Source organism: Pelomonas sp. V22, from assembly GCF_030014915.1.
Classification (GTDB): domain Bacteria; phylum Pseudomonadota; class Gammaproteobacteria; order Burkholderiales; family Burkholderiaceae_C; genus JAUASW01.
Window position 1 is genome coordinate 134844 of record NZ_JAGIXS010000002.1, and the last position, 26181, is coordinate 161024.

General features: G+C 65.9%; 28 protein-coding genes. 22 read left to right on the forward strand and 6 right to left on the reverse strand.

Annotated elements, in window-relative coordinates:
- Window positions 1-111 precede the first annotated feature (111 nt).
- The 5 genes from rpsU (at window position 112) to J7U46_RS09905 (ending at window position 3799) form a co-directional block, all read left to right on the forward strand.
- Window positions 112-324, forward strand: coding sequence for a 30S ribosomal protein S21 (gene rpsU / locus J7U46_RS09885; RefSeq protein WP_007833691.1), 213 nt, complete (start codon window positions 112-114; stop codon window positions 322-324).
- A 131-nt stretch (window positions 325-455) separates the two neighbouring features.
- Window positions 456-902 carry a GatB/YqeY domain-containing protein gene (locus J7U46_RS09890; protein ID WP_282825330.1) on the forward strand — a complete coding sequence of 149 codons (447 nt, stop codon included), beginning with the start codon at window positions 456-458 and terminating at the stop codon, window positions 900-902.
- A gap of 13 nt (window positions 903-915) precedes the next feature.
- Window positions 916-1257: a TIGR01244 family sulfur transferase gene (locus tag J7U46_RS09895; RefSeq protein WP_282825332.1), complete on the forward strand. Its 342-nt coding sequence runs from the start codon at window positions 916-918 to the stop codon at window positions 1255-1257.
- A gap of 146 nt (window positions 1258-1403) precedes the next feature.
- Complete coding sequence (locus J7U46_RS09900) at window positions 1404-2003, forward strand: TRAP transporter small permease subunit (protein ID WP_282825334.1); 600 nt, start codon at window positions 1404-1406, stop codon at window positions 2001-2003.
- Between the two features lie 2 nt (window positions 2004-2005).
- Window positions 2006-3799, forward strand: coding sequence for a TRAP transporter large permease subunit (locus J7U46_RS09905; RefSeq protein ID WP_282825336.1), 1794 nt, complete (start codon window positions 2006-2008; stop codon window positions 3797-3799).
- A 99-nt stretch (window positions 3800-3898) separates the two neighbouring features.
- Here the strand turns inward: J7U46_RS09905 and J7U46_RS09910 are convergent, their stop codons facing one another.
- Window positions 3899-4984: a TRAP transporter substrate-binding protein gene (locus tag J7U46_RS09910; protein ID WP_282825337.1), complete on the reverse strand. Its 1086-nt coding sequence runs from the start codon at window positions 4982-4984 to the stop codon at window positions 3899-3901.
- 138 nt (window positions 4985-5122) lie between these two features.
- Complete coding sequence (gene pmbA, locus J7U46_RS09915) at window positions 5123-6505, reverse strand: metalloprotease PmbA (RefSeq protein WP_282825339.1); 1383 nt, start codon at window positions 6503-6505, stop codon at window positions 5123-5125.
- A gap of 66 nt (window positions 6506-6571) precedes the next feature.
- Here pmbA and yjgA point away from each other — a divergent pair, with 66 nt between their 5' ends.
- Genes yjgA through J7U46_RS09930 form a run of 3 tightly spaced genes read left to right on the forward strand, consistent with a single transcriptional unit; the run spans window position 6572 to window position 8170 of the window.
- On the forward strand, window positions 6572-7123 hold the full coding sequence (yjgA, locus tag J7U46_RS09920) for a ribosome biogenesis factor YjgA (RefSeq protein ID WP_282825341.1): 552 nt from the start codon (window positions 6572-6574) through the stop codon (window positions 7121-7123).
- A complete protein-coding gene (gene mog / locus J7U46_RS09925) occupies window positions 7116-7697 on the forward strand; it encodes a molybdopterin adenylyltransferase (RefSeq protein ID WP_282825342.1) in 582 nt (193 codons plus the stop codon). The genes yjgA and mog overlap by 8 nt, the downstream gene beginning before the upstream one ends.
- The gene (locus J7U46_RS09930; protein WP_282825344.1) at window positions 7694-8170 is read left to right on the forward strand and encodes an FKBP-type peptidyl-prolyl cis-trans isomerase; all 477 of its coding nucleotides are present in this window, start codon (window positions 7694-7696) and stop codon (window positions 8168-8170) included. Before mog ends, J7U46_RS09930 begins: the two co-directional genes overlap by 4 nt.
- Window positions 8171-8187: 17 nt before the next feature.
- Here J7U46_RS09930 and cysE read toward each other — a convergent pair whose 3' ends face one another.
- Both cysE and J7U46_RS09940 read right to left on the reverse strand, forming a co-directional pair.
- A complete protein-coding gene (cysE, locus tag J7U46_RS09935; RefSeq protein ID WP_282825346.1) occupies window positions 8188-8961 on the reverse strand; it encodes a serine O-acetyltransferase in 774 nt (257 codons plus the stop codon).
- A gap of 43 nt (window positions 8962-9004) precedes the next feature.
- Window positions 9005-9733, reverse strand: coding sequence for an RNA methyltransferase (locus tag J7U46_RS09940; RefSeq protein WP_282825347.1), 729 nt, complete (start codon window positions 9731-9733; stop codon window positions 9005-9007).
- Window positions 9734-9867: 134 nt separating this feature from the next.
- Between J7U46_RS09940 and J7U46_RS09945 the strand changes: the two genes are divergently transcribed.
- The 9 genes from J7U46_RS09945 to J7U46_RS09985 all read left to right on the forward strand — a co-directional run bounded on the left by J7U46_RS09945 (window position 9868) and on the right by J7U46_RS09985 (window position 20789).
- Complete coding sequence (locus tag J7U46_RS09945) at window positions 9868-10812, forward strand: inositol monophosphatase family protein (RefSeq protein ID WP_282825348.1); 945 nt, start codon at window positions 9868-9870, stop codon at window positions 10810-10812.
- Window positions 10813-10880: 68 nt separating this feature from the next.
- Window positions 10881-13478 (forward strand): DNA mismatch repair protein MutS, encoded by a 2598-nt coding sequence (gene mutS, locus J7U46_RS09950; protein ID WP_282825349.1) that lies wholly within the window; start codon window positions 10881-10883, stop codon window positions 13476-13478.
- Window positions 13475-14305 carry an alpha/beta hydrolase gene (locus tag J7U46_RS09955; protein WP_282825350.1) on the forward strand — a complete coding sequence of 277 codons (831 nt, stop codon included), beginning with the start codon at window positions 13475-13477 and terminating at the stop codon, window positions 14303-14305. Before mutS ends, J7U46_RS09955 begins: the two co-directional genes overlap by 4 nt.
- A 67-nt stretch (window positions 14306-14372) precedes the next feature.
- The gene (locus J7U46_RS09960) at window positions 14373-16016 is read left to right on the forward strand and encodes a CTP synthase (protein ID WP_282825351.1); all 1644 of its coding nucleotides are present in this window, start codon (window positions 14373-14375) and stop codon (window positions 16014-16016) included.
- A 110-nt stretch (window positions 16017-16126) separates the two neighbouring features.
- Window positions 16127-17413, forward strand: coding sequence for a phosphopyruvate hydratase (gene eno / locus J7U46_RS09965; protein WP_282825352.1), 1287 nt, complete (start codon window positions 16127-16129; stop codon window positions 17411-17413).
- A 20-nt stretch (window positions 17414-17433) separates the two neighbouring features.
- Window positions 17434-17703 (forward strand): cell division protein FtsB, encoded by a 270-nt coding sequence (gene ftsB / locus J7U46_RS09970; protein WP_282825353.1) that lies wholly within the window; start codon window positions 17434-17436, stop codon window positions 17701-17703.
- Between the two features lie 18 nt (window positions 17704-17721).
- Entirely contained in the window at window positions 17722-18351 is a 630-nt protein-coding gene (gene pnuC, locus J7U46_RS09975; protein ID WP_282825355.1) for a nicotinamide riboside transporter PnuC, read from the forward strand.
- Complete coding sequence (locus J7U46_RS09980; RefSeq protein ID WP_282825357.1) at window positions 18344-19021, forward strand: ATP-binding protein; 678 nt, start codon at window positions 18344-18346, stop codon at window positions 19019-19021. Before pnuC ends, J7U46_RS09980 begins: the two co-directional genes overlap by 8 nt.
- Window positions 19022-19106: 85 nt before the next feature.
- Window positions 19107-20789 carry a bifunctional metallophosphatase/5'-nucleotidase gene (locus J7U46_RS09985; RefSeq protein ID WP_282825359.1) on the forward strand — a complete coding sequence of 561 codons (1683 nt, stop codon included), beginning with the start codon at window positions 19107-19109 and terminating at the stop codon, window positions 20787-20789.
- A 6-nt stretch (window positions 20790-20795) separates the two neighbouring features.
- Here J7U46_RS09985 and J7U46_RS09990 read toward each other — a convergent pair whose 3' ends face one another.
- Window positions 20796-21752: an Hsp33 family molecular chaperone HslO gene (locus tag J7U46_RS09990; RefSeq protein ID WP_282825361.1), complete on the reverse strand. Its 957-nt coding sequence runs from the start codon at window positions 21750-21752 to the stop codon at window positions 20796-20798.
- The gene (locus tag J7U46_RS09995) at window positions 21752-22276 is read right to left on the reverse strand and encodes a gamma carbonic anhydrase family protein (RefSeq protein WP_282825363.1); all 525 of its coding nucleotides are present in this window, start codon (window positions 22274-22276) and stop codon (window positions 21752-21754) included. The genes J7U46_RS09990 and J7U46_RS09995 overlap by 1 nt, the downstream gene beginning before the upstream one ends.
- 57 nt (window positions 22277-22333) lie before the next feature.
- On the opposite strand from J7U46_RS09995, the gene J7U46_RS10000 reads away from it, so the two are divergent.
- The 5 genes from J7U46_RS10000 (at window position 22334) to J7U46_RS10020 (ending at window position 26082) form a co-directional block, all read left to right on the forward strand.
- The gene (locus J7U46_RS10000; protein ID WP_282825365.1) at window positions 22334-23131 is read left to right on the forward strand and encodes a ferritin-like domain-containing protein; all 798 of its coding nucleotides are present in this window, start codon (window positions 22334-22336) and stop codon (window positions 23129-23131) included.
- Window positions 23132-23170: 39 nt separating this feature from the next.
- A complete protein-coding gene (locus J7U46_RS10005) occupies window positions 23171-23473 on the forward strand; it encodes a hypothetical protein (RefSeq protein ID WP_282825367.1) in 303 nt (100 codons plus the stop codon).
- 114 nt (window positions 23474-23587) lie between these two features.
- A complete protein-coding gene (locus J7U46_RS10010; RefSeq protein ID WP_282825369.1) occupies window positions 23588-24331 on the forward strand; it encodes a TerC family protein in 744 nt (247 codons plus the stop codon).
- Between the two features lie 42 nt (window positions 24332-24373).
- Window positions 24374-25063 carry a Bax inhibitor-1/YccA family protein gene (locus J7U46_RS10015; RefSeq protein ID WP_282825371.1) on the forward strand — a complete coding sequence of 230 codons (690 nt, stop codon included), beginning with the start codon at window positions 24374-24376 and terminating at the stop codon, window positions 25061-25063.
- A 98-nt stretch (window positions 25064-25161) separates the two neighbouring features.
- Complete coding sequence (locus J7U46_RS10020; RefSeq protein ID WP_282825373.1) at window positions 25162-26082, forward strand: DMT family transporter; 921 nt, start codon at window positions 25162-25164, stop codon at window positions 26080-26082.
- Window positions 26083-26181 lie beyond the last annotated feature (99 nt).

Below are 26181 nucleotides of genomic sequence, written 5' to 3' on the forward strand. Positions count from 1 at the left end.
GTCGATTCGGTAGCGGAGAGTCCGGACCATCCGCTTCAGAGGCTGCATCGTTGAATTCTCTCGATCAGGCCACTGGCGAACACCGAGCGCATTATTAGGAATCACTGTTTCATGACCACCATTCGCGTCAAAGAGAACGAGCCCTTCGATGTGGCTCTGCGCCGTTTCAAGCGCACCATCGAAAAGCTGGGCCTGCTGACCGACCTGCGCGCCCGCGAGTTCTACGAGAAGCCCACGGCCGAGCGCAAGCGCAAGAAGGCTGCCGCCGTCAAGCGCCACTACAAGCGCGTGCGCAGCATGCAGCTGCCGAAGAAGCTGTACTGATCTTCCTTCGGGAATCATGAGCTTCGCGTGGGCCCCAGGGTCCGCGAAAGAACAAAGCCCGCACAGGACGCTGCCGCGGGCTTTTTCTATTTCCGCTCCAGAATCGACGCACTGAACAAGAAGGATCTGCCATGAGCTTGAAAGAACGCATCACCGAAGACATGAAGGCCGCCATGCGCGCCAAGGAAGGCGACCGCCTGACCACCATCCGCATGTTGCTGGCCGCCGTGAAACAGAAGGAAGTCGACGAGCGCATCGAGGTCGACGACGTGGCCCTGGTGGCCATCGTCGACAAGCTGATCAAGCAGCGCAAGGACTCGATCAGCCAGTTCACCACCGCCGGCCGTATGGATCTGGCGGGTAAGGAAACCGCCGAGCTGAAGGTACTGGAGGCCTACCTGCCGCAACGCCTGTCAGCCGAAGAGATCACCGCCGCCGTGACCACCATCGTGGCGAACCTCGGCGCCAAGGGCCCGGCCGACATGGGCAAGGTGATGGGCGCCGTGAAGGCCGAATTGGCCGGCAAGGCCGACATGGGCTTGGTGTCTGCGGCGGTCAAGGCCGCGCTGGCACCATAACCAGGAGGCGGCCATGCCCCTGCCCCTTCAACAACTCGCTGCCGACTTCTGCACCGCACCTCAGCTGACGCCTGAAGCCATGGCCGAAGCGGCGGCAGCTGGCTTCAAGACCGTGATCAACAACCGGCCCGATTTCGAGCACGGCCCCGAGCAACCGACCAGTGCCGCGATCGAAGCCGCCGCTCTCGCCGCCGGCCTCGAGTACCGCCATCTGCCGGTGGCTGGCGGCTACCAGTCGCCGGAAGAGATCGCGGCCTTTCGCCAGCTCATCGACACCCTGCCCCGCCCCATCCTCGCCTTCTGCCGTTCGGGCGCCCGCTCGGGCCGCTTGTTCCAGGCTGCCACCCAGGGCTAACCCGCTCGGGACTTGCCCTAGGCGCTGCCCGGCTTTCAGGCTGGGGTCAGCAGCACCCTTTTACAGTCCTGCCTGTCCGCGCCACCGCAGTCTTGCGGTGGCGCGCTTGCCCAGGATGTCGACCGACCAGGTCGCAGGAGATCGCGGTGTCTGCCCTACTAAAACTCTCAGGCCTCATTGACGGCCTGAATCGCTTCGTTGGCCGATGGGTCATCTGGCTGATCCTGGCTTCGACGGCCATCAGCGCCGTCAATGCGGTCATCCGCAAGGCTTTCAACTACAGCTCCAATGCCTTCCTCGAGGTGCAGTGGTACCTGTTCGCTGCCTCCTTCATGCTGGCGGCCGGCTACACCCTCTTGAACAACGAGCATGTGCGGATCGACGTGGTGGTCGGCCGCTTCTCCAAGCGGGTGCAGACCTGGATCGACGTGTTCGGCTTCGCCGTCTTCCTGCTGCCGCTGTGCGGCGTGGTGCTCTACCTGGGCGTGCCCTTCTTCCTGCAGGCGCTGCGCTCCGGCGAGATGTCCTCCAACGCCGGCGGCCTGATCATGTGGCCTGTCTATTTGATGATCCCGGTGGGCTTCAGCCTCTTGATGCTGCAAGGTGTCAGCGAACTGATCAAGCGCATTGCCTACCTGATGGGTCTGATTGACGACCCGACCAAGAAGGCCGAGACCAAGAGCGCCGAAGAGGAACTGGCCGAAGCCATCCGCCTGCAGGCCGAACAAGCCGCACGAAAGGCCTGAGCATGGAATTCCTCGCTGCCAACCTCGCCCCCATCATGTTCGCGGGGCTGATCGTCTTCCTGCTGATGGGCTTCCCCGTGGCCTTCAGCCTCGGTGCCTGCGGCCTGTTCTTCGGCCTCGTCGGCATCGAGCTCGGCGTGCTGCCTGCGTCGCTGCTGCAGGCCCTGCCGCTGCGCATCTTCGGCATCATGCGCAACGACACGCTGCTGGCCATCCCGTTCTTCACCCTGATGGGGCTGATACTGGAACGGTCCGGCATGGCCGAGGACCTGCTCGACACCATTGGCCAGCTGTTCGGCCCCATCCGTGGCGGCCTGGCCTTTGCGGTGATCTTCGTCGGCGCCCTGCTCGCTGCCACCACCGGCGTGGTGGCAGCCTCGGTGATCTCCATGGGCCTGATCTCGCTGCCCATCATGCTGCGCTACGGCTATGACCGGCGCGTGGCCTCGGGCGTGATTGCGGCCTCGGGCACGCTGGCCCAGATCATTCCGCCGTCCTTGGTGCTGATCATCCTCGCCGACCAGCTCGGCAAAAGCGTGGGCGACATGTACAAGGGCGCCTTTGTGCCCGGTTTCGTGCTGACGGGCTTCTACACGCTCTACATCGTCGGCATCGCCATCTTCAAACCACAATGGGTGCCGGCCCTGCCGCTGGAGGCGCGTTCGATCCGCGAGGACAACGGCAAGAGCGGCCTGCGCTCGCTGGGCATCCTGACCCTGGTCTGCACGGCCGTCGCCATCTACTTCGGCGAGCACTATGCGCAAGTGCTGGGCCACTTCAAGGGCGAAGCGGTCACCAGCGCACCGACTGACGAAACCATCGTCGTGGCCATGTCGGTGGGCGTGGGCCTGGCCTTCTTGGCGGCCGTGGTCAGCAAGATCCTGAAGCTGGGCCTGCTGTCGCGCATCGCCGAGCGGGTCACCTTCGTGCTGATCCCGCCGCTGGCCCTGATCTTCCTGGTGCTGGGCACCATCTTCCTCGGCATCGCCACGCCCACCGAAGGCGGCGCCATGGGGGCCATGGGCGCCTTCCTGATGGCGGCCGCGCGGGGCCGCATCACGATGAAGCTGATGAACCAGGCGCTGACCTCGACCACCAAGCTCTCCTGCTTCGTGGTCTTCATCCTGATTGGCTCCACGGTGTTCAGCCTGTCCTTCCAGGGTGTGGACGGCCCGCGCTGGGTGGAGCACCTGCTGACCAGCCTGCCGGGCGGGCAGCTCGGTTTCCTGATCTTCGTGAACCTGCTGATCTTCGTGCTCGCGTTCTTCCTGGACTTCTTCGAGCTGTCCTTCATCGTCGTGCCGCTGCTGGCGCCGGTGGCCGAGAAGCTGGGCATCGACCTGATCTGGTTCGGCGTGCTGCTGGGCGTCAACATGCAGACCTCGTTCATGCACCCGCCCTTCGGCTTCGCGCTGTTCTACCTGCGCAGCGTGGCGCCGATCAGCGAGTACATCGACCGCCTGACCGGCAAGAAGATCGCCCCCGTCACCACCGGCCAGATCTACTGGGGCGCCGTGCCCTTCGTGCTGATCCAGATCGTCATGGTGGGCCTGATCATTGCCTTCCCGGGCATCGTCTCCAGCGGTCTGGACAAGAAGGAGGTCTACGACCTCGACAAGGTCCAGCGCGAGATGGAGGCCAATATGCCGCCGCCGGCCGAGCTGACCGTGCCCGAAGCGGCCGACGCGGCGTCGGCACCGGCCTCGGCCGCTTCTTCGGCTGCCTCCGAGCCAGCCGCAGCCGACGACGATCCTATGAAGGCGCTGGAAGAGGCGATGAAGAAGGAAAAGAAGTAAGCCACGCTGCTGGGCAGCGCACCAAGAGAAAGGGCGACCTCCAGGGTCGCCCTTTCTATTTCCCCTCGCCTTCAGCGGGCGCGGGGCAAGCGCTGAAACTCAGAGCTTCTGCTTGGCCATGAAGGTGTCGAAGCCTGCTTCGGCGAAGCGGAACCACAGCACCTGGTCGCGCTGGAAGTTGCGCAGGTCGGCGTAGATCTTCTTCCACTCCGGGCTGCGCGCGTCGTTGGCCGCAAACACTTCCATGGCGGCCTTGTACGAAGCATCGAGCACCGCCTGCGAGAACGGCAGCACCTTGGTCTTGGCCGCATACAGCTGCTTCAGCGCGATCGGGTTCAGCGCGTCGTACTTGGCCAGCATGTCGGAGCTGGCCAGCGCAGCCGCCGCCTCGACGATGGCCTTGTACTCGGGCGTCAGCGCGTCCAGCGCCTTCTGGTTGATGAAGAAGTCGACCTCGGGGCCGCCCTCCCACCAGCCGGGGTAGTAGTAGAACGGCGCGACCTTGTTGAAGCCCAGCTTCTGGTCGTCGTAGGGGCCCACCCATTCGGCGGCGTCGATCGTGCCCTTCTCGAGGGCCTGGTAGATCTCGCCGCCAGGCAGGCTCTGCGGCACGGCGCCCAGCTTCTGCATGACCTCACCGACCAGGCCGCCACCGAGGCGCATCTTGAGGCCCTTGAAATCGGCCACCGACTTGATTTCCTTGCGGAACCAACCGCCCATCTGCGTGCCGGTGTTGCCGCCGGCCAGGCTGGTCATGCCGTAGGTGGCATAGAACTCGTTCATCAGCTTGCGGCCGTTGCCATGCATCATCCAGGCCGTCATCTGGCGCGCATTGAGGCCAAAGGGGATGGCCGAGCCCAGGGCGAACGCGGGGTTCTTGCCGTAGAAGTAGTAGGGCACGGTGTGGCACATCTCGACGGTGCCGTTCTGCACGCCGTCGACCACGCCGAACGGAGGCATCAGCTCGCCGCCGGCATGGACCGAAATCTCGAACTTGCCGCCCGACATGGCCTTGACCGCCTTGGCGAAGACCTCGGCGCCGCCATAGATCGTGTCCAAGGACTTGGGGAAGCTCGAGGCCAAACGCCAGCGCACATTGGTCTGGGCATGGACGATGGCCGGGGCGGTGCCGGCTGCGATCACGCCGGCAATGCCGGCGCTGCGAACAAAGGAACGACGCTCCATCTGTTGTCTCCTGATGTGGGAAGGGCAGTCTATAGCCGGGCGATTCTAGGAGTCGCTCCACACCGGAAATTCCCGGGAAAAACCCGGCGAGAACGCGTCAGGCCAGCGTCAGCGAAATGGCGCTCAGCGACGTGCCAATCAGCTGCCCGCGAGCTTCATCCGCGCCACCAGCACCGAGCCGATGGTCTTGGTGCCGAGCGTGTACTGATCGGTGCCGATGCCGGCGATGTCCAGGAACATTTCGCGCAGGTTGCCGGCGATGGTGACTTCATGCACCGGGTAGGCGATCTCGCCGTTCTCGACCCAGTAGCCGCTGGCGCCGCGTGAGTAGTCGCCAGTCACGTAGTTGACGCCCTGCCCCATCAGCTCGGTGACGAAGAGGCCGCGGCCCAAACGGCGCAACATGGTCTTCAGGTCGTCGCCAGGGGCGGTCAGGCGGCTCTTCATCACGAGGTTGTGCGAGCCGCCGGCATGGCCGGTCGTGCGCAGGCCGAGCTTGCGGGCCGAATAGGTCGACAGGAAATAGCCCTGCAGCACACCTGCCTCGACGACGCTGCGAGCGCGTGTGATCACCCCCTCGTCGTCGAACGGCGAGCTGCCCTTGCCCTTGAGCACATGCGGGTCTTCGGCCACGTCGATGTGCGAGGCCAGCACCGGCTTGCCCAGGCTGTCGAGCAGGAAGCTGGCCTTGCGGTAGAGCGCACCGCCGCTGGTGGCCTGCACCAGGGCGCCGAGCAGGCCGGCGGCCACGGTGCTCTCGAACAGCACCGGCACTTCGGCCGTCTTGACCTTTCGCGCCTTCAGGCGCGACAGCGCGCGCTCGGCGGCATAGCGGCCCACGGCCTCGGGGCTGGCCAGGTCGCCGGCGGCACGCATCGAGCTGTACCAGGAGTCGCGCTGCATGCCTGCGCCCCGGCCGGCAATCGGCGCCACCGAGATTGAATGGCGCGAGCTGGCATAGCCACCGCGAAAGCCGCGCGTGTTGCCGGAAACGAAATGCGATTGCTGGGCCGAGGTGGCCGCGCCTTCGGAGTTGGTGATGCGCGAGTCCGTGGCAAAGGCCGCAGCCTCGCAACGCAGCGCCAGCTCGGCGGCCTTGTCGGCACTCAGGTCCCAAGGGTGGAACAGGTCCAGCTCAGGCCGCGCTGCCACATCCAGCGACAGGTCCTGCTCGTCCGGCAGGCCGGCCACCGGGTCTTCGGCCGTGAAGCGGGCAATGTCAAAGGCGGCCCGCACCGTGTCCTTCAGTGCCTGGGCCGAGAAGTCGGACGTGGAGGCATTGCCGCGCCGCTGGCCCAGGTAGACCGAGATGCCGAGCGACTTGTCTCGGTTCAGCTCCACGTTCTCCAACTCACCCTTGCGCACCGAGACCGACAGGCCGCACCCCTCGGAGGCCTCAGCACCGGCGTCGCTGGCGCCCAGGCGCTTGGCCTCGAGCAAAGCGTCCTCCACCAACTGGCGGAATTGGTCCTGCGTGTAGGCGAAACCATGGGCGGCGGAAGACGGCTTGGAGCTGGGCATGGGGTTTGTCTGGAGGTGGGGCGCTTATCATACGGGCCCTTCCCATCGCCTTCTTGCTCCCCCACCATGCGACACCACGACGCCGAAACCCCGTCCGAAGACGACGATTTCGACCGCCCCAGCAAGAGCCAGAAGAAGCGCGACATGCACGATCTGCAGGACCTCGGCGAGGACCTGCTGACCCTGCCCGCCAGTCGCCTCGAACCGCTGAACCTGCCCGAGATCCTGCTGGAAGCGATCCGCGACGCCAAGAAGATCACCGCCCATGAAGGCCGGCGCCGCCAGATGCAATACCTCGGCAAGCTGATGCGCCGCGAGGACCCGGGCCCGATCCGCGAAGCCGTGGCCGCCTTCAAACTCGGCCATGCCCAGGACAGCCTGGCCCTGCACCAGGCCGAAGGCTGGCGTGAGCGCCTACTGAGCAGCGACAACGAACTGCAGGTCTTCGTCAAGGAATTCGCCGGCACCGATGTGCAGCAGCTGCGCAGCCTGGTGCGCGCGGCGCGCAAGGACGCCTCGGCAGCGCCCGAGCAGCGCAGCGGGCGTGCGTTCCGCGAGCTGTTCCAGTTCATCAAGGCCACGCTCCTGAGCGCCAGCAAGGATGCGGCCGATGAGTGAGGCGGCGCAGACCGTCCGGATCGGCATCGTGTCCATCAGCGACCGCGCTTCGACCGGCGTCTACGAAGACAAGGGGTTGCCGACGCTGCAGGACTGGCTGACCAGCGCCCTGCTGAACCCCATCGAGTTCCAGCCCCGCCTGATTCCCGATGAACGGGCCATGATCTCTGCCACGCTGCGCGAACTGGTCGACGAGGCGCAGTGCGACCTGGTGCTGACCACCGGCGGCACGGGCCCGGCGCTGCGCGACGTCACGCCCGAGGCCACGCTGGACGTGGCCGACCGCGAGATGCCCGGCTTCGGCGAGCAGATGCGCCAGATCTCGCTGCACTTCGTGCCCACGGCCATCCTGTCGCGCCAGGTCGCGGTGATACGCGGCAAGGCCCTGATCATCAACCTGCCTGGCCAGCCGAAGGCGATTGCCGAGACCCTGGCCGGCCACCCGGCCGCCAGCGGCATCTTTGCCGCCGTGCCCTACTGCATCGACCTGCTGCAAGGCCCCTACCTGGAAACCCGCGAGGAGGTCTGCAAGGCCTTCCGCCCCAAATCCGCATTGCGACCCAAGACATCATGAAGATCACCAAAGACACCATCGCCACCCTGCATCTGAAGGTGGCTGACGCCAAGGGCCAGCTGATCGAGGCCTCCAAGGAGCCCATGGCCTGCCTGATCGGCGGCTACGGCAACACGCTGCCGGCCGTCGAAGAAGCACTGGAAGGCCAGGAAGCCGGCTACCAGGTCACGCTGACGCTGACGCCCGACCGCGCCTTCGGCGAGCGCGATGAGGCCCTGGCCCGCACGCTGGCGAAGAAGGACTTCCCGCCCGGCGTCAAGGTCGGCGGCCAGCTGGAGCTGCGCGAGGGCGACGGCGAGTTCAAGCTCTACAACGTGGTCAAAATCAAGGGCGACACCGTGCTGCTCGATGGCAACCATCCGCTGGCCGGCATGACGCTGAAGGTCGCGATCAAGGTCGTTTCGGTGCGCGGCGCCTCGGCCGAAGAAATCGCCCACGGCCACGCCCACGGCGACCACGGCCACCACCACTGAATCGCTGAATCGCTGGCCTACTTGCTGACGAGCTGGTTCAGCTTGTCAGCCTCGAAGTTCTCGGTCAGCGCCGCATCGGTCGGCACGCAGTCCTTGCGGGAGGCGCTGGCCGACAGGGTCTCAATGGCCTTCCAGAGCATCGCAATCTGGTGCTCGTGCCCGGCGGCGTTGTCGATCAGGCCCTTCATGGCCTGGGCCACCGGGTCATCGCCGGCCGTCACGCCATAGGCCGAGAAGCCCATCTTGGCGGCGGCCTCCTCACGCTTGGCATCGGCCTGAGCCTCGATGATGCGGGCCGGGTTGCCCACCGCCGTGGCACCAGCAGGCACCGGCCGCGTTACCACCGCACCCGAGCCCACTCGGGCGCCAGTACCGATGGTGAAACCACCCAGCACGCAGGCATTGGCGCCGATGATCACGCCGGCCTCCAGCGTTGGATGGCGTTTCGCACCCTTGACCAGGGCCGTGCCGCCCAGGGTCACGCCCTGGTAGATCGTGCAGCCGTCGCCGATCTCGGCCATCTCGCCGATGACGATGCCCATGCCGTGGTCGATGAAGACACGGCGGCCAATGGTGGCGCCCGGGTGGATCTCGATGCCGGTCAGGAAGCGGCCGATGTTGGAAAGAAAACGCCCCAGCCACCTGAGGCCATGAGTCCAGCACCAATGCGAAAGGCGATGCAGTTGTAGCGCGTGCAAACCGGGATAACAGGTCAGCACCTCCCAGGCCGACCGGGCAGCCGGATCACGCTCGAGGATGCAGGCGATGTCGTCGCGGAGGCGCTGGAACATGGAGGGGTTTTCCAATGAGGGCCGGCCAGTGTATCTACCGCTATCAACCCTTGTCGGGCGGGGCTTCTTTGGCCATGGCGCGAGCAATGCCGCGCAGGATATGGACCTCTTCAGCCGTCAATTGAGCCCGATTGAACATCTGATTCAAACGCGGCATCAGCTTCTTGGGCGCTGCCGGGTCGAGGTAGCCGATGGCTTCCAGCGAGGCCTGCAGATGGGTCAAAAGGCCCTGCACGGCACGGCCGTCAGCGATGTTGGCGTCGGGCGTGCGTGGGGCCACCTCGAAGCCGCCCAGCGCCTGGCGCCAGTCGTAGGCCAGCAGCTGCACGGCTTGCGCGAGGTTCAGCGAGCCGTAGTCGGGATGCGTCGGAATGGAGAGCACCGCATGGCAGCGGTAGACGTCTTCATTGCTCATGCCATAGCGCTCCGAGCCGAACACCAGGCCGAGCTTGTGGCCGCCGCCCGCCAGCTCCGCGAACAGCGAACGCGGCTCGCGCGTCGGCGGGCCAAAGTCGCGTGGCGTCATGGCCGTGGCGCAGGCGAACGTCACGCCGTCCAGCGCTTCTTCCAGGGTCTCGACGACACGGGCCCGGGCCAGGATGTCGGCCGCGCCACTGGCCATGGCCACCGTCTCTTCCTGGCACAGCACATCGGCAAAGCGGGGCTGCACGAGCACCAGCTCGGAGAAGCCCATCACCTTCATTGCACGCGCGGTGGCCCCCACATTGCCGGGGTGGCTGGTCTGGATCAGGATGAATCGTGTGGATTCCACGCGGTCGCTCATTGGGGATATCCCGGCTCTCGGCTAAAATGTTCGATTATCCGTGGCGCCCAAAGCAACTTTGCTGCTGCCACACGCTCTTTCTCTTCGCCAGTCCACCTCAATTCGTCGCAGGGTCTCCACGCATGACGCAAGCTTCACTCCATCCCATGCTCAATGTCGCCATCAAGGCGGCGCGCGCAGCCGGTGCCATCATCAACCGCGCTTCGCTGGACCTCGACATCCTCAAGATCAACAGCAAGTCGCCCAACGACTTCGTGACCGAGGTGGACCACGCCGCCGAGGAAGTGATCATCGAGACGCTTCTGCAGGCCTATCCCGACCACGGCATCCTCGCCGAAGAGTCGGGCCGCACCCGCGGCAACAAGACGTCTGAGTTCGTCTGGATCATCGATCCGCTGGACGGCACCACCAATTTCATCCACGGCTTCCCGGTCTATGCCGTGTCCATCGCGCTGTCGCATCGCGGCGTGATCCAGCAGGCCGTGGTCTATGACCCGACCCGCAACGACCTGTTCTACGCCACCAAGGGCCGTGGCGCCTACCTGAACGACAAGCGCCTGCGCGTCTCCAAGCGCACCCGCATGGGCGACGCCCTGATCGGCACCGGCTTCCCCTTCCGCAAGGGCGACAACTTCAAGCGCTACGTGAAGATGTTCGAAGAGGTCATGCAGCTCTGTGCCGGCCTGCGCCGCCCGGGCGCTGCCGCACTGGACCTCTGCTATGTGGCAGCCGGCTACTACGACGCCTTCTTCGAAACCGGCCTGCAGCCCTGGGACCTGGCCGCCGGCTCGCTGATCATCACCGAGGCCGGTGGCCTGATCGGCAACTTCACCGGCGAGAGCGACTATCTGCACCAGCGCGAAGTGGTGGCCGGCAGCCCCAAGATCTACGGCCAGCTCGTGCAGATCCTGACGCCCTACACCCGCGTGATCAAGGTTGAGGACGAGGCCGCAGCACCTGCCAAACCGGCCGCCAAGAGCGCTGCCGAGGTGCTGGCTGAGGGTGCGGCGCCGAAGAAGCGCGCTGCGGTGCGCATCAAGAAGTCGGACGACGGCGCGCCGGTCTAAACTTCCGCCCCAAGACATCTGCCAAAGCCCTCTGTCGAGGGCTTTGTTCATTTCTAGCCGCCCTGCCGATGAGCCAAGCTGCCACCGCTTCTGCCGACTTTTCTGCCCACACCCCGGTGATGGCACAGTACCTGCGCCTCAAGTCTGCGCATCCGGACGACATGGTGTTCTTCCGCATGGGCGACTTCTACGAGGTCTTCTACGACGACGCGCGCAAGGCCAACCAGCTGCTCGACATCACGCTGACCACGCGCGGCCAGAGCGCCGGCGAGCCGGTGGTGATGGCGGGCGTGCCGGTGCATGCGCTGGAGTCGTATCTGGCCAAGCTGATCAAGCTTGGCGTGGCCGTGGCGATTGCCGAGCAGGTCGGCGACGTGGCGACGAGCAAGGGCCCGGTCGAGCGCAAGATCGTCCGCGTGGTCACGCCCGGCACGGTGACCGACACCGAGCTGCTGGCCGACAAGCAGGATTCCGTGCTGCTGGCCGTGGCCACGCAAGGCAAGACGCTGGGCCTGGCCTGGCTCTCGCTGACGCAGGGCCAAATCGGCCTGTCGGAATGCAAGGAGGCCGAGTTGCCCTCATGGCTCGCCCGCCTCTCGCCGGCCGAGGTGCTGGTGGACCGCGAGCGCCAGCCCGGCGCGGTGCTGGCCGCGCGCCTGCCGATTACCAACCGACCGAGCTGGCAGTTCGACAGCCAGCTCGGTGCCCGCAAGCTCTGCGAGCAGCTCGGTGTGGCCAGCCTGGCCGGCTTCAACGCACAAGAGTTGACCGCCGCACAGGCCGCCGCCGCCGCACTCCTGAGCTTTGCCGAGCACACCCAGGGCCGCGCGCTGGCCCATGTGAAGCTCCTGCAGGTGCAGCGCAGCACCGATTTGCTGGACCTGCCGCCCGCCAGCCAGCGCAACCTCGAACTGACGCAGACGCTGCGCGGCGAAACCGCGCCGACCCTGCTCTCGCTGCTGGACAGCTGCCGCACCGGCATGGGCAGCCGCGCGCTGCGCCATTGGCTGTTGCACCCCAAGCGCGAACGCGGCGAAGCCATGGCCCGGCATGGCGCCATCGAGGCGCTGCAGCGCAGCGGCTTCGAGCGTCTGCGTGAATCGCTGCGCCATGTCTCCGACGTCGAGCGCATCGCCGCCCGCATCGCCCTGCGCCAGGTGCGCCCGCGCGAGCTGACCGGTTTGCGTGCGACCTTGCAAGCCCTGCCGCAATTGCAGACCACGCTGCCACAGGGCTCGGCCCTGATCGACCAGTTGGCCGTGGGCCTGCGTGCCTCGCCCCACATCGAAGAGCTGCTGCGCCACGCGATTGCCGAGGAGCCGGCCGTGCTGATGCGCGACGGCGGCGTGATCGCCGGCGGCTTCGATGCCGAGCTGGACGAGCTGCGCGGCATCCAGGAAAACTGCGACGCCTTCCTGCTCGACCTGGAGACCCGCGAGCGCGCCCGCACCGGCATTGCCAATCTGCGCGTGCAGTACAACAAGGTCCATGGCTTCTACATCGAGGTCACGCAGGGCCAGGTCGACAAGGTGCCGATGGACTACCAGCGCCGCCAGACGCTGAAGAACGCCGAGCGCTACATCACGCCGGAGCTGAAAGCGTTCGAGGACAAGGCGCTCTCGGCCAACGAGCGGGCGCTGGCGCGCGAGAAGTACCTCTACGAATTGGTGATCGACCAATTGATCGAAGAGCTGCAGCCGCTCTCCCGCCTGGGCCGCGCGCTGGCCAGCCTCGATGCCTTGGCTGCGCTGGCCGAACGTGCCGCGACGCTGAGCTGGTGCCGGCCGGAATTCGTCAGCCAGCCCTGCGTAGAGATCGCCAGCGGCCGCCATCCGGTCGTCGAAATGCGCTTGCGCGAAACCGGCGCCGGCGAGTTCATGGCCAACGATTGTCGGCTCGACGCGCGCACCCGCATGCTGGTGATCACCGGCCCCAACATGGGCGGCAAGAGCACCTTCATGCGCCAGGTGGCCTTGATCGCCCTGCTGGCCGCCATCGGCAGCTACGTGCCGGCGGCGAGTTGCCGCCTCGGCCCCATTGATGCGATCCACACCCGCATCGGCGCGGCCGACGACCTGGCCAATGCGCAATCGACCTTCATGATGGAGATGACCGAGGCCGCCGCCATCCTGCACAGCGCCACCGAGCAATCGCTGGTGCTGATGGACGAAATCGGCCGGGGCACCTCCACGTTCGACGGCCTCGCCCTGGCCGGCGCCATCGCCAGCCATTTGCACGACAAGTGCAAGGCCTTCACCCTGTTCGCCACGCACTACTTCGAGCTGACCGAATTTCCTGCCAAGCATGGCCAGGCCAGCAACTGCCATGTGGGCGTGGCCGAGAGCGGCGAAGACATCGTCTTCCTGCACGAGATCCAGCCCGGTCCGGCCAGCCGCAGCTACGGCGTGCAGGTCGCCCGCCTGGCTGGCATGCCCACGAGCCTGGTCAGGCAAGCACGTGCCACGCTGGAGGCGTTGGAGACCAAGGCCAGCGAGGGCGTGCAGCAGATCGACCTGTTCGCCGCGCCGCCGCCGGAGAACCCGGTGGCTGTCGCCGCCGAGACCAGCGCGCTCTATGAAGCGGTGCAAGATCTCGATCCCGACGCATTGACGCCCCGCGAGGCGCTGGATGCGCTGTACCGCCTTAAGGCACTCGCCAAGCCATGAGCAGCTCAAAGACGCTGGTTTTCTCCCATGCCAACGGCTTCCCCGCTGGCTGCTACCGGACGCTGTTCGACACCTGGCGCGAAGCTGGCTGGACCGTCCATGCCTTGCCCATGATCGGCCATGACCCAGCCTATCCGGTCACCAGCAACTGGCCGCATCTGCGAGACCAGCTGATCCATTTCATCGAGAACGAGATCAAGCCCAAAGGCAAGGTCATGCTGGCCGGACACTCGTTGGGCGGCGCCTTGAGCCTGCTCGTGGCTTGCCGCCGGCCCGATCTGGCGGCCGGCCTCTTGATGATCGACTCGCCCGTCGTCAGCGGCTGGCGGGCCCACAGCATCCAGGTGGCCAAGGCCACGCGGCTGATGCACAAGGTCTCGCCAGGCAAGATCTCCAGCCAGCGTCGCTACCAATGGCCGAGCCGCGAGGCGGTGCAGGAGCATTTCGCTGCCAAGCACAAGTTCGCCCGCTGGGACCCGCGCGTGCTGGCCGACTATGTGGCGAGCGGCTTCGTCGAACGCGAGGGCCAGACCGAGCTGGCCTTCACCCGCGAGGTCGAGACCAAGATCTACGACACGCTGCCGCACAACATGGACCGCATCCTGCTGCGCCATGCGCCGCAATGCCCGGTCGGTTTCATCGCGGGCACGCAGAGCGAGGAGCTGCGCCGCGCTGGCGCAGCCGCCTCCAAGGCCCTCGCCCGGCGGCATTTCGTCTGGATGGAGGGCAGCCATTTGTTCCCATTCGAGAAGCCGGACGACACGGCCGCCCTGGCGCTGCAGATGTTCGACGCCCTGCGGGCCGATGCCGAGGCCGGTCTCCGGTAGGGGCCGGACGCATCGCTATAATCGCAATTTCCCACCACAGCGTCCGCACAGCCGGGCGCTGCAAGCAATGACCAAGTACGTCTTCGTCACCGGCGGTGTGGTGTCCTCTCTCGGCAAGGGCATTGCATCGGCCTCTCTGGCTGCCATCCTCGAATCGCGCGGCCTCAAAGTCACCCTCATCAAGCTGGATCCGTACATCAACGTCGATCCAGGCACGATGTCTCCCTTCCAGCACGGTGAAGTCTTCGTCACGGACGACGGCGCTGAAACCGACCTGGACCTCGGCCACTACGAGCGCTTCATCACCACGCGGATGAAGAAGAGCAACAACTTCACCACCGGCCAGATCTACATGTCGGTGCTGGAGAAGGAGCGCCGTGGCGACTACCTGGGCAAGACCGTGCAGGTGATTCCGCACATCACCAACGAGATGCAGGAATTCATCCGCCGCGGTGCCGGTCACGGCACGCCGGAGGCGGTGGACGTGGCCATCGTCGAAATCGGCGGCACGGTGGGCGACATCGAGTCCCTGCCCTTCCTGGAAGCCGCTCGTCAGATGAGCCTGAAGATGGGTCCGACGAACGTTGCCTTCGTTCACCTCACCTACGTGCCCTGGATTGCCGCTGCCGGTGAACTGAAGACCAAGCCCACGCAGCACACCGTGCAGAAGCTGCGCGAGATCGGCATTCAGCCCGACGCCCTGCTGTGCCGCGCCGACCGTCGCATCCCGGACGACGAACGCGAGAAGATCTCGCTGTTCACGAACGTGGCCGAGTACGGCGTGATCTCAATGTGGGACGTGAACACCATCTACAAGGTGCCACGCATGCTGCATGAGCAGGGCCTGGACCAGCTGATCTGCACCAAGCTGCAGCTCAACACCAAGTCGGCCGACCTGAAGCGCTGGGACACCCTGGTGCACGAGGTCGAGAACCCGGCCAAACAGGTCACCATCGCCATGTGCGGCAAGTACACCGACCTCTCGGATTCGTACAAGTCGCTGAACGAGGCGCTGCGCCACGCCGGCATCCACAACCATGCGGGCGTCAAGATCGAGTACGTCGATTCCGAGCTGCTCAGCAAGGACAACATCGATCAGCTCCAGCAGTACGACGCCATCCTGGTGCCGGGCGGCTTCGGCAAGCGCGGCGTGGAAGGCAAGATCCTGGCGGCGCAATATGCCCGCGAGCACAAGTTGCCCTACCTCGGCATCTGCCTCGGCATGCAGGTCGCGACCATCGAGTACGCCCGCCACATGGCCGGCCTCGAAGGCGCGAACTCCACCGAGTTCGATCCGGATACCAAGCACCCGGTGATCGCCTTGATCGACGAGTGGCAGGACGCCGACGGCACGATCCAGAAGCGCGACGAGAAGAGCGACCTCGGCGGCACCATGCGCCTCGGCGCCCAGAGCTCCGATGTGAAGGCCGGCACGCTGGCCCATGACATCTACGGCCCCATCGTGACCGAGCGCCACCGCCATCGCTACGAGGCCAACGAGCATTACCTCGACCGCCTGCAGGAAGCCGGCCTCGTGATCTCGGCCATCACCCAGCGCGAGAAGCTGACCGAAATGGTCGAGCTGCCGCGCACGGTACATCCGTGGTTCGTGGGCGTGCAGTTCCACCCCGAGTTCAAGTCCACGCCCTGGGACGGCCATCCGCTGTTCACGGCCTTCATCAAGGCCGCGCTGGATCACAAGAAGGCCTGAGCCTTGCCCCGCCTGCGCTGCTCAATTGCTCAGCAAGATGTTCAGCGCAGGTAACGGATCGCTGGCAGGATGCGGCCCGAAAAGATTTTTTGACTCTTGGAGACTTTTGAATGAGCGCCATTGTTGACATCGTCGGTCGCGAGATCCTGGACAGCCGCGGCAACCCCACCGTCGAATGCGACGTGCTGCTGGAGTCGGGCGTGATGGGGCGCGCTGCCGTGCCCTCGGGCGCCTCGACCGGCTCGCGTGAAGCCATCGAGCTGCGCGACGGCGACAAGAGCCGCTACCTGGGCAAGGGCGTGTTGAAGGCCGTCGAGCACATCAACACCGAGATCTCCGAAGCCGTGCTGGGCCTGGATGCCGCTGAACAAGCCTTCCTGGACAAGACCTTGATCGACCTGGACGGCACCGAGAACAAGAGCCGCCTGGGCGCCAACGCCATGCTGGCCGTCTCGATGGCCGTGGCCCGCGCTGCCGCTGAAGAATCCGGCCTGCCGCTGTACCGCTACTTCGGCGGCATGGGCTCGATGCAGCTGCCGGTGCCGATGATGAACGTCATCAACGGCGGCGCCCACGCGAACAACTCGCTGGACCTGCAAGAGCTGATGATCATCCCCGTGGGCGCGCCGTCGTTCCGCGAAGCACTGCGCTGGGGCGCCGAGGTCTTCCATGCGCTGAAGAAGATCCTGCACGACAAGCACATCTCCACCGCCGTGGGTGACGAAGGCGGATTCGCGCCCAGCGTTGAAAGCCATGAAGCCGCGATCCAGATGATCCTGGACGCCATCGACAAGGCCGGCTACACCGCCGGCGAGCAGATCGCCATCGGCCTGGATTGCGCCGCCAGCGAGTTCTACAAGGACGGCAAGTACGTGCTCGAAGGCGAAGGCGGCATCAGCCTCACGTCGCAGGAGTGGACCGACATGCTGGCCACCTGGTGCGACAAGTACCCCATCATCTCGATCGAAGACGGCATGGCCGAAGGCGACTGGGACGGCTGGAAGATCCTGACCGACCGCCTCGGCAAGAACGTGCAGATCGTGGGCGACGACCTCTTCGTCACCAACACCAAGATCCTGAAGGAAGGCATCGACAAGGGCATCGCCAACTCGATCCTGATCAAGATCAACCAGATCGGCACGCTGACCGAGACCTTCGCCGCCATCGAGATGGCCAAGCGCGCCGGCTACACGGCCGTGATCTCGCACCGCTCGGGCGAGACCGAAGACTCGACGATCTCGGACATCGCCGTTGGCACCAATGCCGGCCAGATCAAGACCGGCTCGCTGAGCCGCTCGGACCGCATGGCCAAGTACAACCAGCTGCTGCGCATCGAGGAAGACCTCGGTGATATCGCGACCTATCCTGGTCGTGCTGCCTTCTACAACTTGAAGTAAGCCAAGGCTACACTCGCCGCGTGCGCGTCCTCAGCATCATCCTCGCCGCGTTTCTCTTGCTGATCCAGGGTCAACTCTGGTTCGGCAAGGGTGGCATCGGCCGTGGCGTGAATTTGCGCGAGGAACTGCGCGTGGCGGAGGCCGCCAACGACAAGGCCCGTGCCCGCAACGCCCAGCTCGAAGCCGAGCTGCGCGACCTGCGCGAAGGTCTCGAGATGGTCGAGGAAAAGGCCCGCTTCGAGCTGGGCATGGTCAAGCCCGACGAGATCTACGTCCAAGTCTTGCGCTGATCGACGCTGTCTTCACCGATGGACGCACTGCTGCTCTCGCTGCAACCACTGTTCGCGCCCGCGTTTGAACTGCTGGGCAGCCCCATCACCTGGGCCGAGCTCATTGCCTTCGTGCTGGCCGTGTGGATGGTGATATGCAATATGCGGGTCCATGCCCTGGCCTGGCCGCTGGCCCTCATCTCCTCCCTGCTCTACTTCCTCTTGTTCTGGAGCGGCAAGCTCTATGGCGAGGCCTCGCTGCAGTTGGTCTTTGCCGCGCTCTCGATCTGGGGCTGGTGGCAATGGCTGCGCGGCACGGCCGACGACGGCAGCGCCTTGCGCGTGCGGCTCCTGAGCACACGCGGCCGGCTCGCCGCGCTGGTGCTGACCCTGCTGGCCTGGCCTGCCCTCGGCCTCTTCCTGGCCCGCCAGACCGATTCCACCGTGCCCTTCTGGGACGCCTTCCCCACCGTCGCCAGTCTGCTCGGCCAATGGCTGCTCGGTCGCAAGTACCAGGAGAACTGGGGCGTCTGGATCGTGGTCAACACGGTCAGCGTGGCCCTGTTCGCCTACAAGGGCTACTGGCTGACGGTGGTGCTCTACGCGGTCTTCATTCCGATGTCGATGGCCGGCTGGCGCGCCTGGCAGCGTCAGATGGCGCATGCCTGACTCCAGCGCTCCCTTGATCGTCGCCATCGTCGGCACCGAGAGCAGCGGCAAATCGACGCTGGCGCAGGCGCTGCGTGAGCGGCTCTCCAACGAGCATGGCCTGGACTGCGCCCTGGTCAGCGAATGGCTGCGCGATTGGTGCTACCGCGAAGGCCGCACGCCCCGCGAGGACGAACAGCTCAGCATCGCCAACGAGCAGGCCCGGCTGATCGAGGCCGCCGCCCGCGAGCACGAGCTGGTGATCTGCGACACCACGCCGCTGATGATCGCGATCTACAGCGAGTTCATCTTCGGCGACCCCAGCCTGCTGGCCGAGGCCTTGGCCTTCCAGCGCCGCTGCAGCATCACGCTGCTGACTGCGCCCGACCTGCCTTGGGAAGCCGATGTGCTGCGCGACAGCCCGGCGGTGCAAGCGCCTATCGATGCGCTGATTCGCGGCCACCTGCTGTCAGCCAATCTGCCCTGGGCCTCGATCACCGGCAGCGGCGCGGCCCGCCTCGAATCGGCGCTGGATGCGCTGACGCCGTTGCTGGCAAGACCAGACCGAGCTGCCGGCCTCTTCAGCCGCCTGCAGCAACAGCAGGCCGCGCAAAAGCCCTGGCGCTGGACCTGCGAGCAATGTGATGTGCCGGAGTGCGAGCACCGGCTGGCTGCAGAGCGCCCACGCTGAGCCCGGCCAGGCAACAGCCCCAGCAACAAAGTACAAACGTTTGCTGCCTAGAATCCGACCCACGCCCGCCGTAAGGATTCCCTTCATGTTGTTCAAGCCGCAGCTGCGCCGTCACCTCCTCATCGCTATCGCAGCCGCCGGACTCGCCGGCTGCGCGGCCTGGCAAGCGCCGACCGAGCCGGTCAGCGTGCGCATCCTGGCGATCAATGACTTCCACGGCAATGTGAAGCCGAGCCGCGAAGGCATCCTGCTGCAGGATCCGACAGACCCGAGCAAGAAGGTCCAGATCGCCGCTGGCGGCTCCGAGGTGATGGCCACGGCGGTCAAGCAGCTGCGTCAGGGCCAGCGCCACAGCGTCTTCGTTGCGGCCGGCGACCTGGTCGGCGCCAGCCCCCTGCTCTCGGCCCTGTTCCACGACGAGCCCACCATCCGGTCGCTCAGCCTGATGGGGCTGGAGCTCAGCGCCGTCGGCAACCACGAATTCGACAACGGCCTCGACGAGCTGCTGCGCAAGCAGAACGGCGGCTGCCATCCCAAGGACGGCTGCAAGGGGCCCGAGCCCTTCAAGGGCGCGACCTACAAGTACCTGGCCGCCAGCACTATCAACCTGAAGACCGGCAAGCCCATCCTGCCGCCCTATGAGATTCGCCGCTTCGACGGCATCCCGGTGGCCTTCATCGGCATGGCGCTGCGCGGCACGCCGGAGCTGATCAGCCCGGCCGCGGCCGAAGGCCTGCGCTTCGACGACGAGGTCGAGACCGTCCACAAGCTCTTGCCCGAGCTGCGGGCCCAGGGTGTCGAGGCCTTCGTGCTCTTGATCCATGAAGGCGGCTACCCCAGCGGCGGCCCCAATGAATGCCCCAGCCTCTCGGGCGCCATCGTGGGCCTGGTCAAGAAGCTGGATCCGGCTGTCGGCCTGGTGGTCAGCGGCCACACGCACAAGTCCTATGTCTGCCGCTTTGATGGCCGCCTGGTGACCAGTGCCGAGCGCTATGGCGTGATCGTGTCGGCCATCGATCTGAAGCTGGACCCCAAGACGCGCCGCATCATCACGGCCGAGGCCCGCAACGAAGTCGTCGACCCGGCCCGCTACGCCAAGGCGCCCGAGCAGACGGCGCTGCTGGGTGCCTACGAATCGCAATCAGCAGCGCTGATCAACCGTGTCGTCGCGCGGGTCGCAGAGACCATAGACCAGACCGCCGACCGCACCGGCTCCAGCCCCATGGGCCAGTTGATCGCTGATGCCTATCTGGACGCCACGGCCGCGTCCGAGCATGGCGGAGCCCAGTTGGCGCTGGTGAACCAGACCGGCGTGCGGCGCTCGCTGAGCTTCAGGGGCGATGGCGCCATCAGCTTCGGCGACGTCTATGCCGCCCAGCCCTTCAAAAACGAGCTGGTGACGCTGAGCCTGACCGGCGAAGAATTGCGCCAGGTGCTGGAGCAGCAATGGCGCCCGCCCTCACAGCGCAACTCGCCGCTGCCGGTATCCCAGGGCTTCAGCTATAGCTGGGATGGCAGCCGCCCACTGGGCCAGCGCGTGCTGGTCGAAACCATGAGGCTCAACGGCAAGCCGATCGACCTGAATGCTGTCTACCGGGTCACCACGAATGACTACCTGAGCACCGGTGGTGATGGCTTCACCAGCTTCGCCGTGGGCAAATCAGCGCAGATCGGCAAGTCCGACCTGGACGCGCTGGTCGAGTACATGGAAAAGCAGAGCGGCCCGATGCGCGCGCCGGCGATGAACCGCGTCAAGCGGCTCGACTGAACGAACTCACTGCACGGTCGAGCTGCCACCGGCCTGCAGGCTCTGGTCGGTGAACAGCGCGCCCACGTCCACCGCGTCGAAGCGGTACTGCAGGCCGCAGAAATCGCAGCCCACCTCGACGTCACCGCGCTCGGCCAGCACCGAGTCGATGTCCTCGCGCCCCAGGCCCTTCAGCATCTGCCCCACGCGCGGGCGCGAGCAGCTGCAGGCAAAGCGAGGCGCCGTCGGCTCGAAGCGCTGCAGGCCCTCCTGCCAGTAGAGCCGGCGCAGCAGCGTGTCGGCATCCAGCGTCAGCAACTCTTCGCGCGTGATTGACGCAGCCAAGGTGGACATGCGATTGAAGGCATCGGCGATGTCTTCGGCACTCGCCTTGCCCTTGCCTTGCAGATTGGCCTCGCCCTCGACCGGCAGGTGCTGGATCAGGAGGCCGGTGGCGATCTCGTCGTTGGCGGCCAGCACCAGCTTGGTGTCGAGCTGCTCCGACTGCAGCATGTAGTTGCCCAGCACGTCGGCCAGCGTCTGCAGTGGCTCATTGTCCTGGCCATGCAGCGAGACCACGCCCTGGTAGGGCTGCTGGCCCGGCAGCTTGTTCAGCGGATCGAGCGTGATCGCACAGCGGCCCTGGCCGTGGACATTGAGCAACTGCTGCAAGCCCGCCCCGGCCGGCACCTCGCCCACCACCTTGGCGGTGGCGCGGAAGGTGAGATCGGGGCGCACCTCGGCCACGATCAGCTTCAAGGGGCCATCGCCCATCACCTGCATCACCAGGGAGCCGTTGAACTTGATGTTGGCCTGCATCAGCACGCTGGCCGCCGCCATCTCGCCCAAAAGTTCACGCACCTCGGGAGGAAAGGCGCCGCTGGATTCGCGGCGCTTCAGCACCTCGCGCCAGCCATCGGTCAGGCGTACCAGCAGGCCGCGCACCGGCAGGCCTTCGAACAGGAATTTGTGGAGTTCAGACATCAAGCAATCTTCTTCAAGTCGGCCGCATAGCGGCGGCCATTCGCGATGTAGTGGGCGGCGCTGGCCTTGAGGCCGGCGATCTGTTCGGGCGTCAGTTGGCGCACGGCCTTTGCCGGGCTGCCCATGATCAACGAGCCCTCGGGGAATTCCTTGCCTTCGGTGACCAGCGAACCGGCACCCACCAGGCAGTGCTTGCCGATGCGCGCGCCGTTCAAGACCACGGCGCCGATGCCGATCAAGGAATGATCTCCGACGGTGCAGCCGTGCAGCATGACCTGGTGGCCAACCGTCACGCCCTCGCCCAGCACCAGCGGAAAGCCGTGGTCGGCATGCAGCACCGAGCCGTCCTGGATGTTGGAGCCCCGGCCGATGTGCAGATGCTCGGAGTCGCCGCGCAGCACGGCGTTGAACCAGATGCTCACCTCCTCTTCGAGCGTGACACGGCCAATCACCTGGGCGCTCTCGGCCACCCAGGCCGACTCGGCAACATCGGGCTGCCACTCGCCCAGCTGATAAACGGCCATTGCTTCTACTCCTGGACGAGCGGACCCAGCGGGCCGCGCAAAGCGATAATTTTACGGATGGAAGCCCGCGCCCGCGCCCTTGAGGTCTTGTGCATCGTCGATCCCGCCACCAAGGCCGAGGCGGCGAGGCAGCTGTTTGCGGAATTGCAGACCGGCAGCGCCCTCGACACCGCAGCGCAACTGAGCGCACCGGCTGGCCTGCCGGGTCGTCCCACCCGGCCGCAACTGGTGCCCACCCTGCAGGTGCCCAAGCGTTCACCCTTCACCACCGATGGGCGTGCCGCCCTGTTGCATGCCATCGCCCATATTGAGTTCAACGCGATCAACCTGGCGCTGGACGCCTGCTGGCGCTTTGCGGGCATGCCGGCCGCCTACTACCGCGACTGGCTGCAGGTGGCGGCCGAAGAGGCTCTGCACTTCACGCTGCTGCGCGAGCACCTGCAGACGCTGGGCTTCGACTACGGCGACTTCGACGCCCACGACGGCCTCTGGAGCATGGCCGAGCGCACGGCCGGCGACGTGCTGGCCCGCATGGCGCTCGTACCGCGCACGCTGGAGGCCCGCGGCCTGGATGCCACGCCGCCGCTGCAGGCCAAGCTGGCCCGTGCCGGCGACACGCGCTCGGTCGAGATCCTCGACATCATCCTGCGCGACGAGATCGGCCATGTGGAGATCGGCAATCGCTGGTACCGCCAGCTGTGCCGCGAACGCGGCCTCGATCCGGTGGCGATCTACCCCGGCCTCGTAGCCCAGTACCAGGCACCGCGCCTGCGGCCGCCGTTCAACCTGAGCGCGCGCGGGGCGGCCGGTTTCAGCGAAGAAGAATTGGCCTATCTGCAGGCCGAACTTTCTTGACGCCAGCAGAGCGGCCCGCGTCCCGCTAAAATGCGCTCCGTGATTCAACGCCTCGTCGCCATCCTGATGCTGAGCCTGCTCTTCCTGGGCATGGGCGCAGCCGTGGCGGCACCGGAGCCGGGCACCAGCGTCACGTTGGAGATCGCCCTGGACGACGACAGCAACGATGAGCTGACCGGCAGCGAAGCCGGGCTCGAGGCCCCCGAGGCCCCCGAGGCCACGCTGGCACCGCTTGCCGGCGCACCGCAAGCCAGCACGGCCGGCCTGCCGCAAGGCGCCAACAGCCGCCTGCCGGCTGCACCGTATCTCGAAGGCCCACAGCGGCCACCACGAGCGGCCTGATTCCAGGCGCCGAGGCCCCGTCGCGCAGCGACCCGGCCTATCCTCGCATCACCCTCCACAGCCCTTGTCGGCCTAGGCCTGCGCACGCGCAAGCGCCGCTGACACACCGCCATCATGGAATTCCTGCTCGACCCCAATCTCTGGATCGCCTTCGCGATGCTGACTGCCCTGGAAATCGTCCTGGGCATCGACAACATCATCTTCATCTCCATCCTGGTCGGCCGCCTGCCGGCGGAACAACGCGACAAGGCCCGTCGCCTGGGACTTGGCTTTGCCATGGCCTCGCGCCTCGCCCTGCTGTTCTCGCTGAGCTGGGTGATGGGCCTGACCGAAGACCTGTTCACCATCTTCGGACAAGGCATCAGCGGGCGCGACCTGGTGCTGCTGCTGGGCGGCGTCTTCCTGCTCTACAAGGCCTCGCATGAGATCTTCGTGGAGGTGGAGGCGCGCGAGCAGGACGGCCCACCGGCCGCCGACCCTGCGGCCATGAAGGCGGCTGGCAAGAAGCTGTTCTGGATGATCATTGGCCAGATCGCCATCATCGACATCGTGTTCTCGCTCGATTCCGTGATCACCGCCGTGGGCATGGTCGACCAGATCTGGGTGATGGTGGCGGCCGTGGTGGTGTCGGTGCTGATGATGCTGGTGGCCGCCAAGCCGATCGGCGAGTTCGTCGACCGCCATCCTTCCGTCAAGGTGCTGGCCCTGGCCTTCCTCGTGATGGTGGGCATGGCGCTGACGGCCGAAGCCTTCGACCAGCACGTGCCCAAGGGCTACATCTATGCGGCCATGTGTTTCTCGCTGGCCGTTGAAGCCCTGAACATCCGCGCCCGCGCCAAGCGCCGCGCCAAGGCTTGAGTCCCCTCTTCCCTTCATCTTCAAAGCAAGGAGCTTGTTGATATGAACCCGAACGTCCAAACCTTCCCGGCTGGCTCGGCCAGCGTCGCCGCGCAGCGCAACCGCGTGCTGCGCAACACCTACTGGTTGCTGGCGCTGTCCATGGTGCCCACGGTGCTGGGCGCCTGGCTGGGCGTGAGCACCGGGTTGACGCGCTCGCTGACCGGCTTCACGGGCCTGATCGTCTTCATGGTCGGCGCCTTCGGCTTCATGTTCCTGATCGAGAAGAACAAGAACTCGGCCGCGGGCGTGCCGCTGCTGCTGGCCTTCACCTTCTTCATGGGCCTGATGCTGTCGCGCCTGATCGGTGCGGTGCTGGGCCTCGCTAACGGTGCCGGCCTGATCATGACGGCCTTCACCGGCACCGGCCTGATCTTCCTGGGCATGGCCGCGCTGTCCAGTGTGATCAAGCGCGACCTCTCGGGCATGGGCAAGGCCTTGTTCATCGGCATGATCATGCTGTTCGTGGCCGGCATTGCCAATGTGTTCCTGCAGAGCAGTGCGCTGATGCTGACGTTGTCGGTGCTGGCCATCGGCATCTTCTCGGCCTTCATCCTGTACGACCTGAAGCGCGTGCAGGACGGCGAAGAAACCAACTACATCACCGCCACGCTGGGCGTCTACCTGAGCCTCTACAACGTGTTCCAGTCGCTGCTGTCCCTCCTGGGCATCTTCGGCGGCCGCGACGAGTAAGACGAACCAGCAGAGCTTTCCTCCCGAAGCAGGCGCAAGCCTGTGCTTGAGGACGGGACCGATAATCCCGTCCTCTTTTTTATTGCTGCGCTCGCCCTGTGTCCCGCGTCCAAGCCAATCTGCTGCTCATCGTCATCGCCCTGATCTGGGGCTCGGCCTTCGTGGCCCAGGCCCAGGGCATGGCGGACGTGGGGCCGATGCTGTTCACCGGCGTGCGCTTCCTGATCGGTGCCGCCGTGGTGGCGCCGCTGGCCTGGCGTGAATGGAAGCAGCTGGCGCGTGAGGACCGGGCACCGAAGGTGGCCGATGCCCGGCACATCGGTGGCCTAGGCCTCCTGATGCTGATGGGCGCGGCCCTGCAGCAGATCGGCATCATCTCGACCTCGGTCACCAATGCCGGCTTCCTCACCGCGCTCTACGTGCCCCTGGTGCCGGTGCTGTCCTGGCTGTGGCTGCGCCATCTGCCGCATTGGTCGGTCTGGCCGGGAGCCCTGGCCTGCCTGGTCGGCGCCTTCCTGCTGTCGGGTGCCCACGAGCTCAAGATCGGGACCGGCGATCTCTGGGTGATTGCCTCAGCCGTGCCCTGGGCCGTGCACGTGCTGTTCATCGGCCGCGTGGCCGACCGACTGGCCGCGCCCTTCCTGGTCGCCTGCGGCCAGTTCCTGGTCTGCGGCAGCCTGGCGCTGATCTGGAGCCTCTTCATGGAGCCCGTGAGCCTCAAGGGCTTGATGGCAGCAGCCGGCCCTATCGCCTATACCGGCATCCTCTCGGTGGGCGTTGCCTTCACGGCCCAGGTGGTGGCCCAGCGCTACGCGCATGCGGCGGATGCCGCCATCATCCTGTCCAGCGAGACGCTGTTCGCCGCCGTCTTCGGCTACCTGCTGATGGGCGACCGGCTGAACACGGCCGGCTTTGCCGGCTGCGCGCTGATCCTCGGCAGCCTGCTGCTGATCCAGTTGCTGCCACTGTTCAAGATCGGCCGGCTGAGGACCGCTTCAAACTTGGACCACCCGGTGTAGTGTCTTTTGCGGGACCTTGCGCCCTTGTCATAGGGTTTACACGGACTTCAACGAGACTTCGTCCCAAGCCACCCGCCGGGTGGCCCCAAGTTGAAGCGA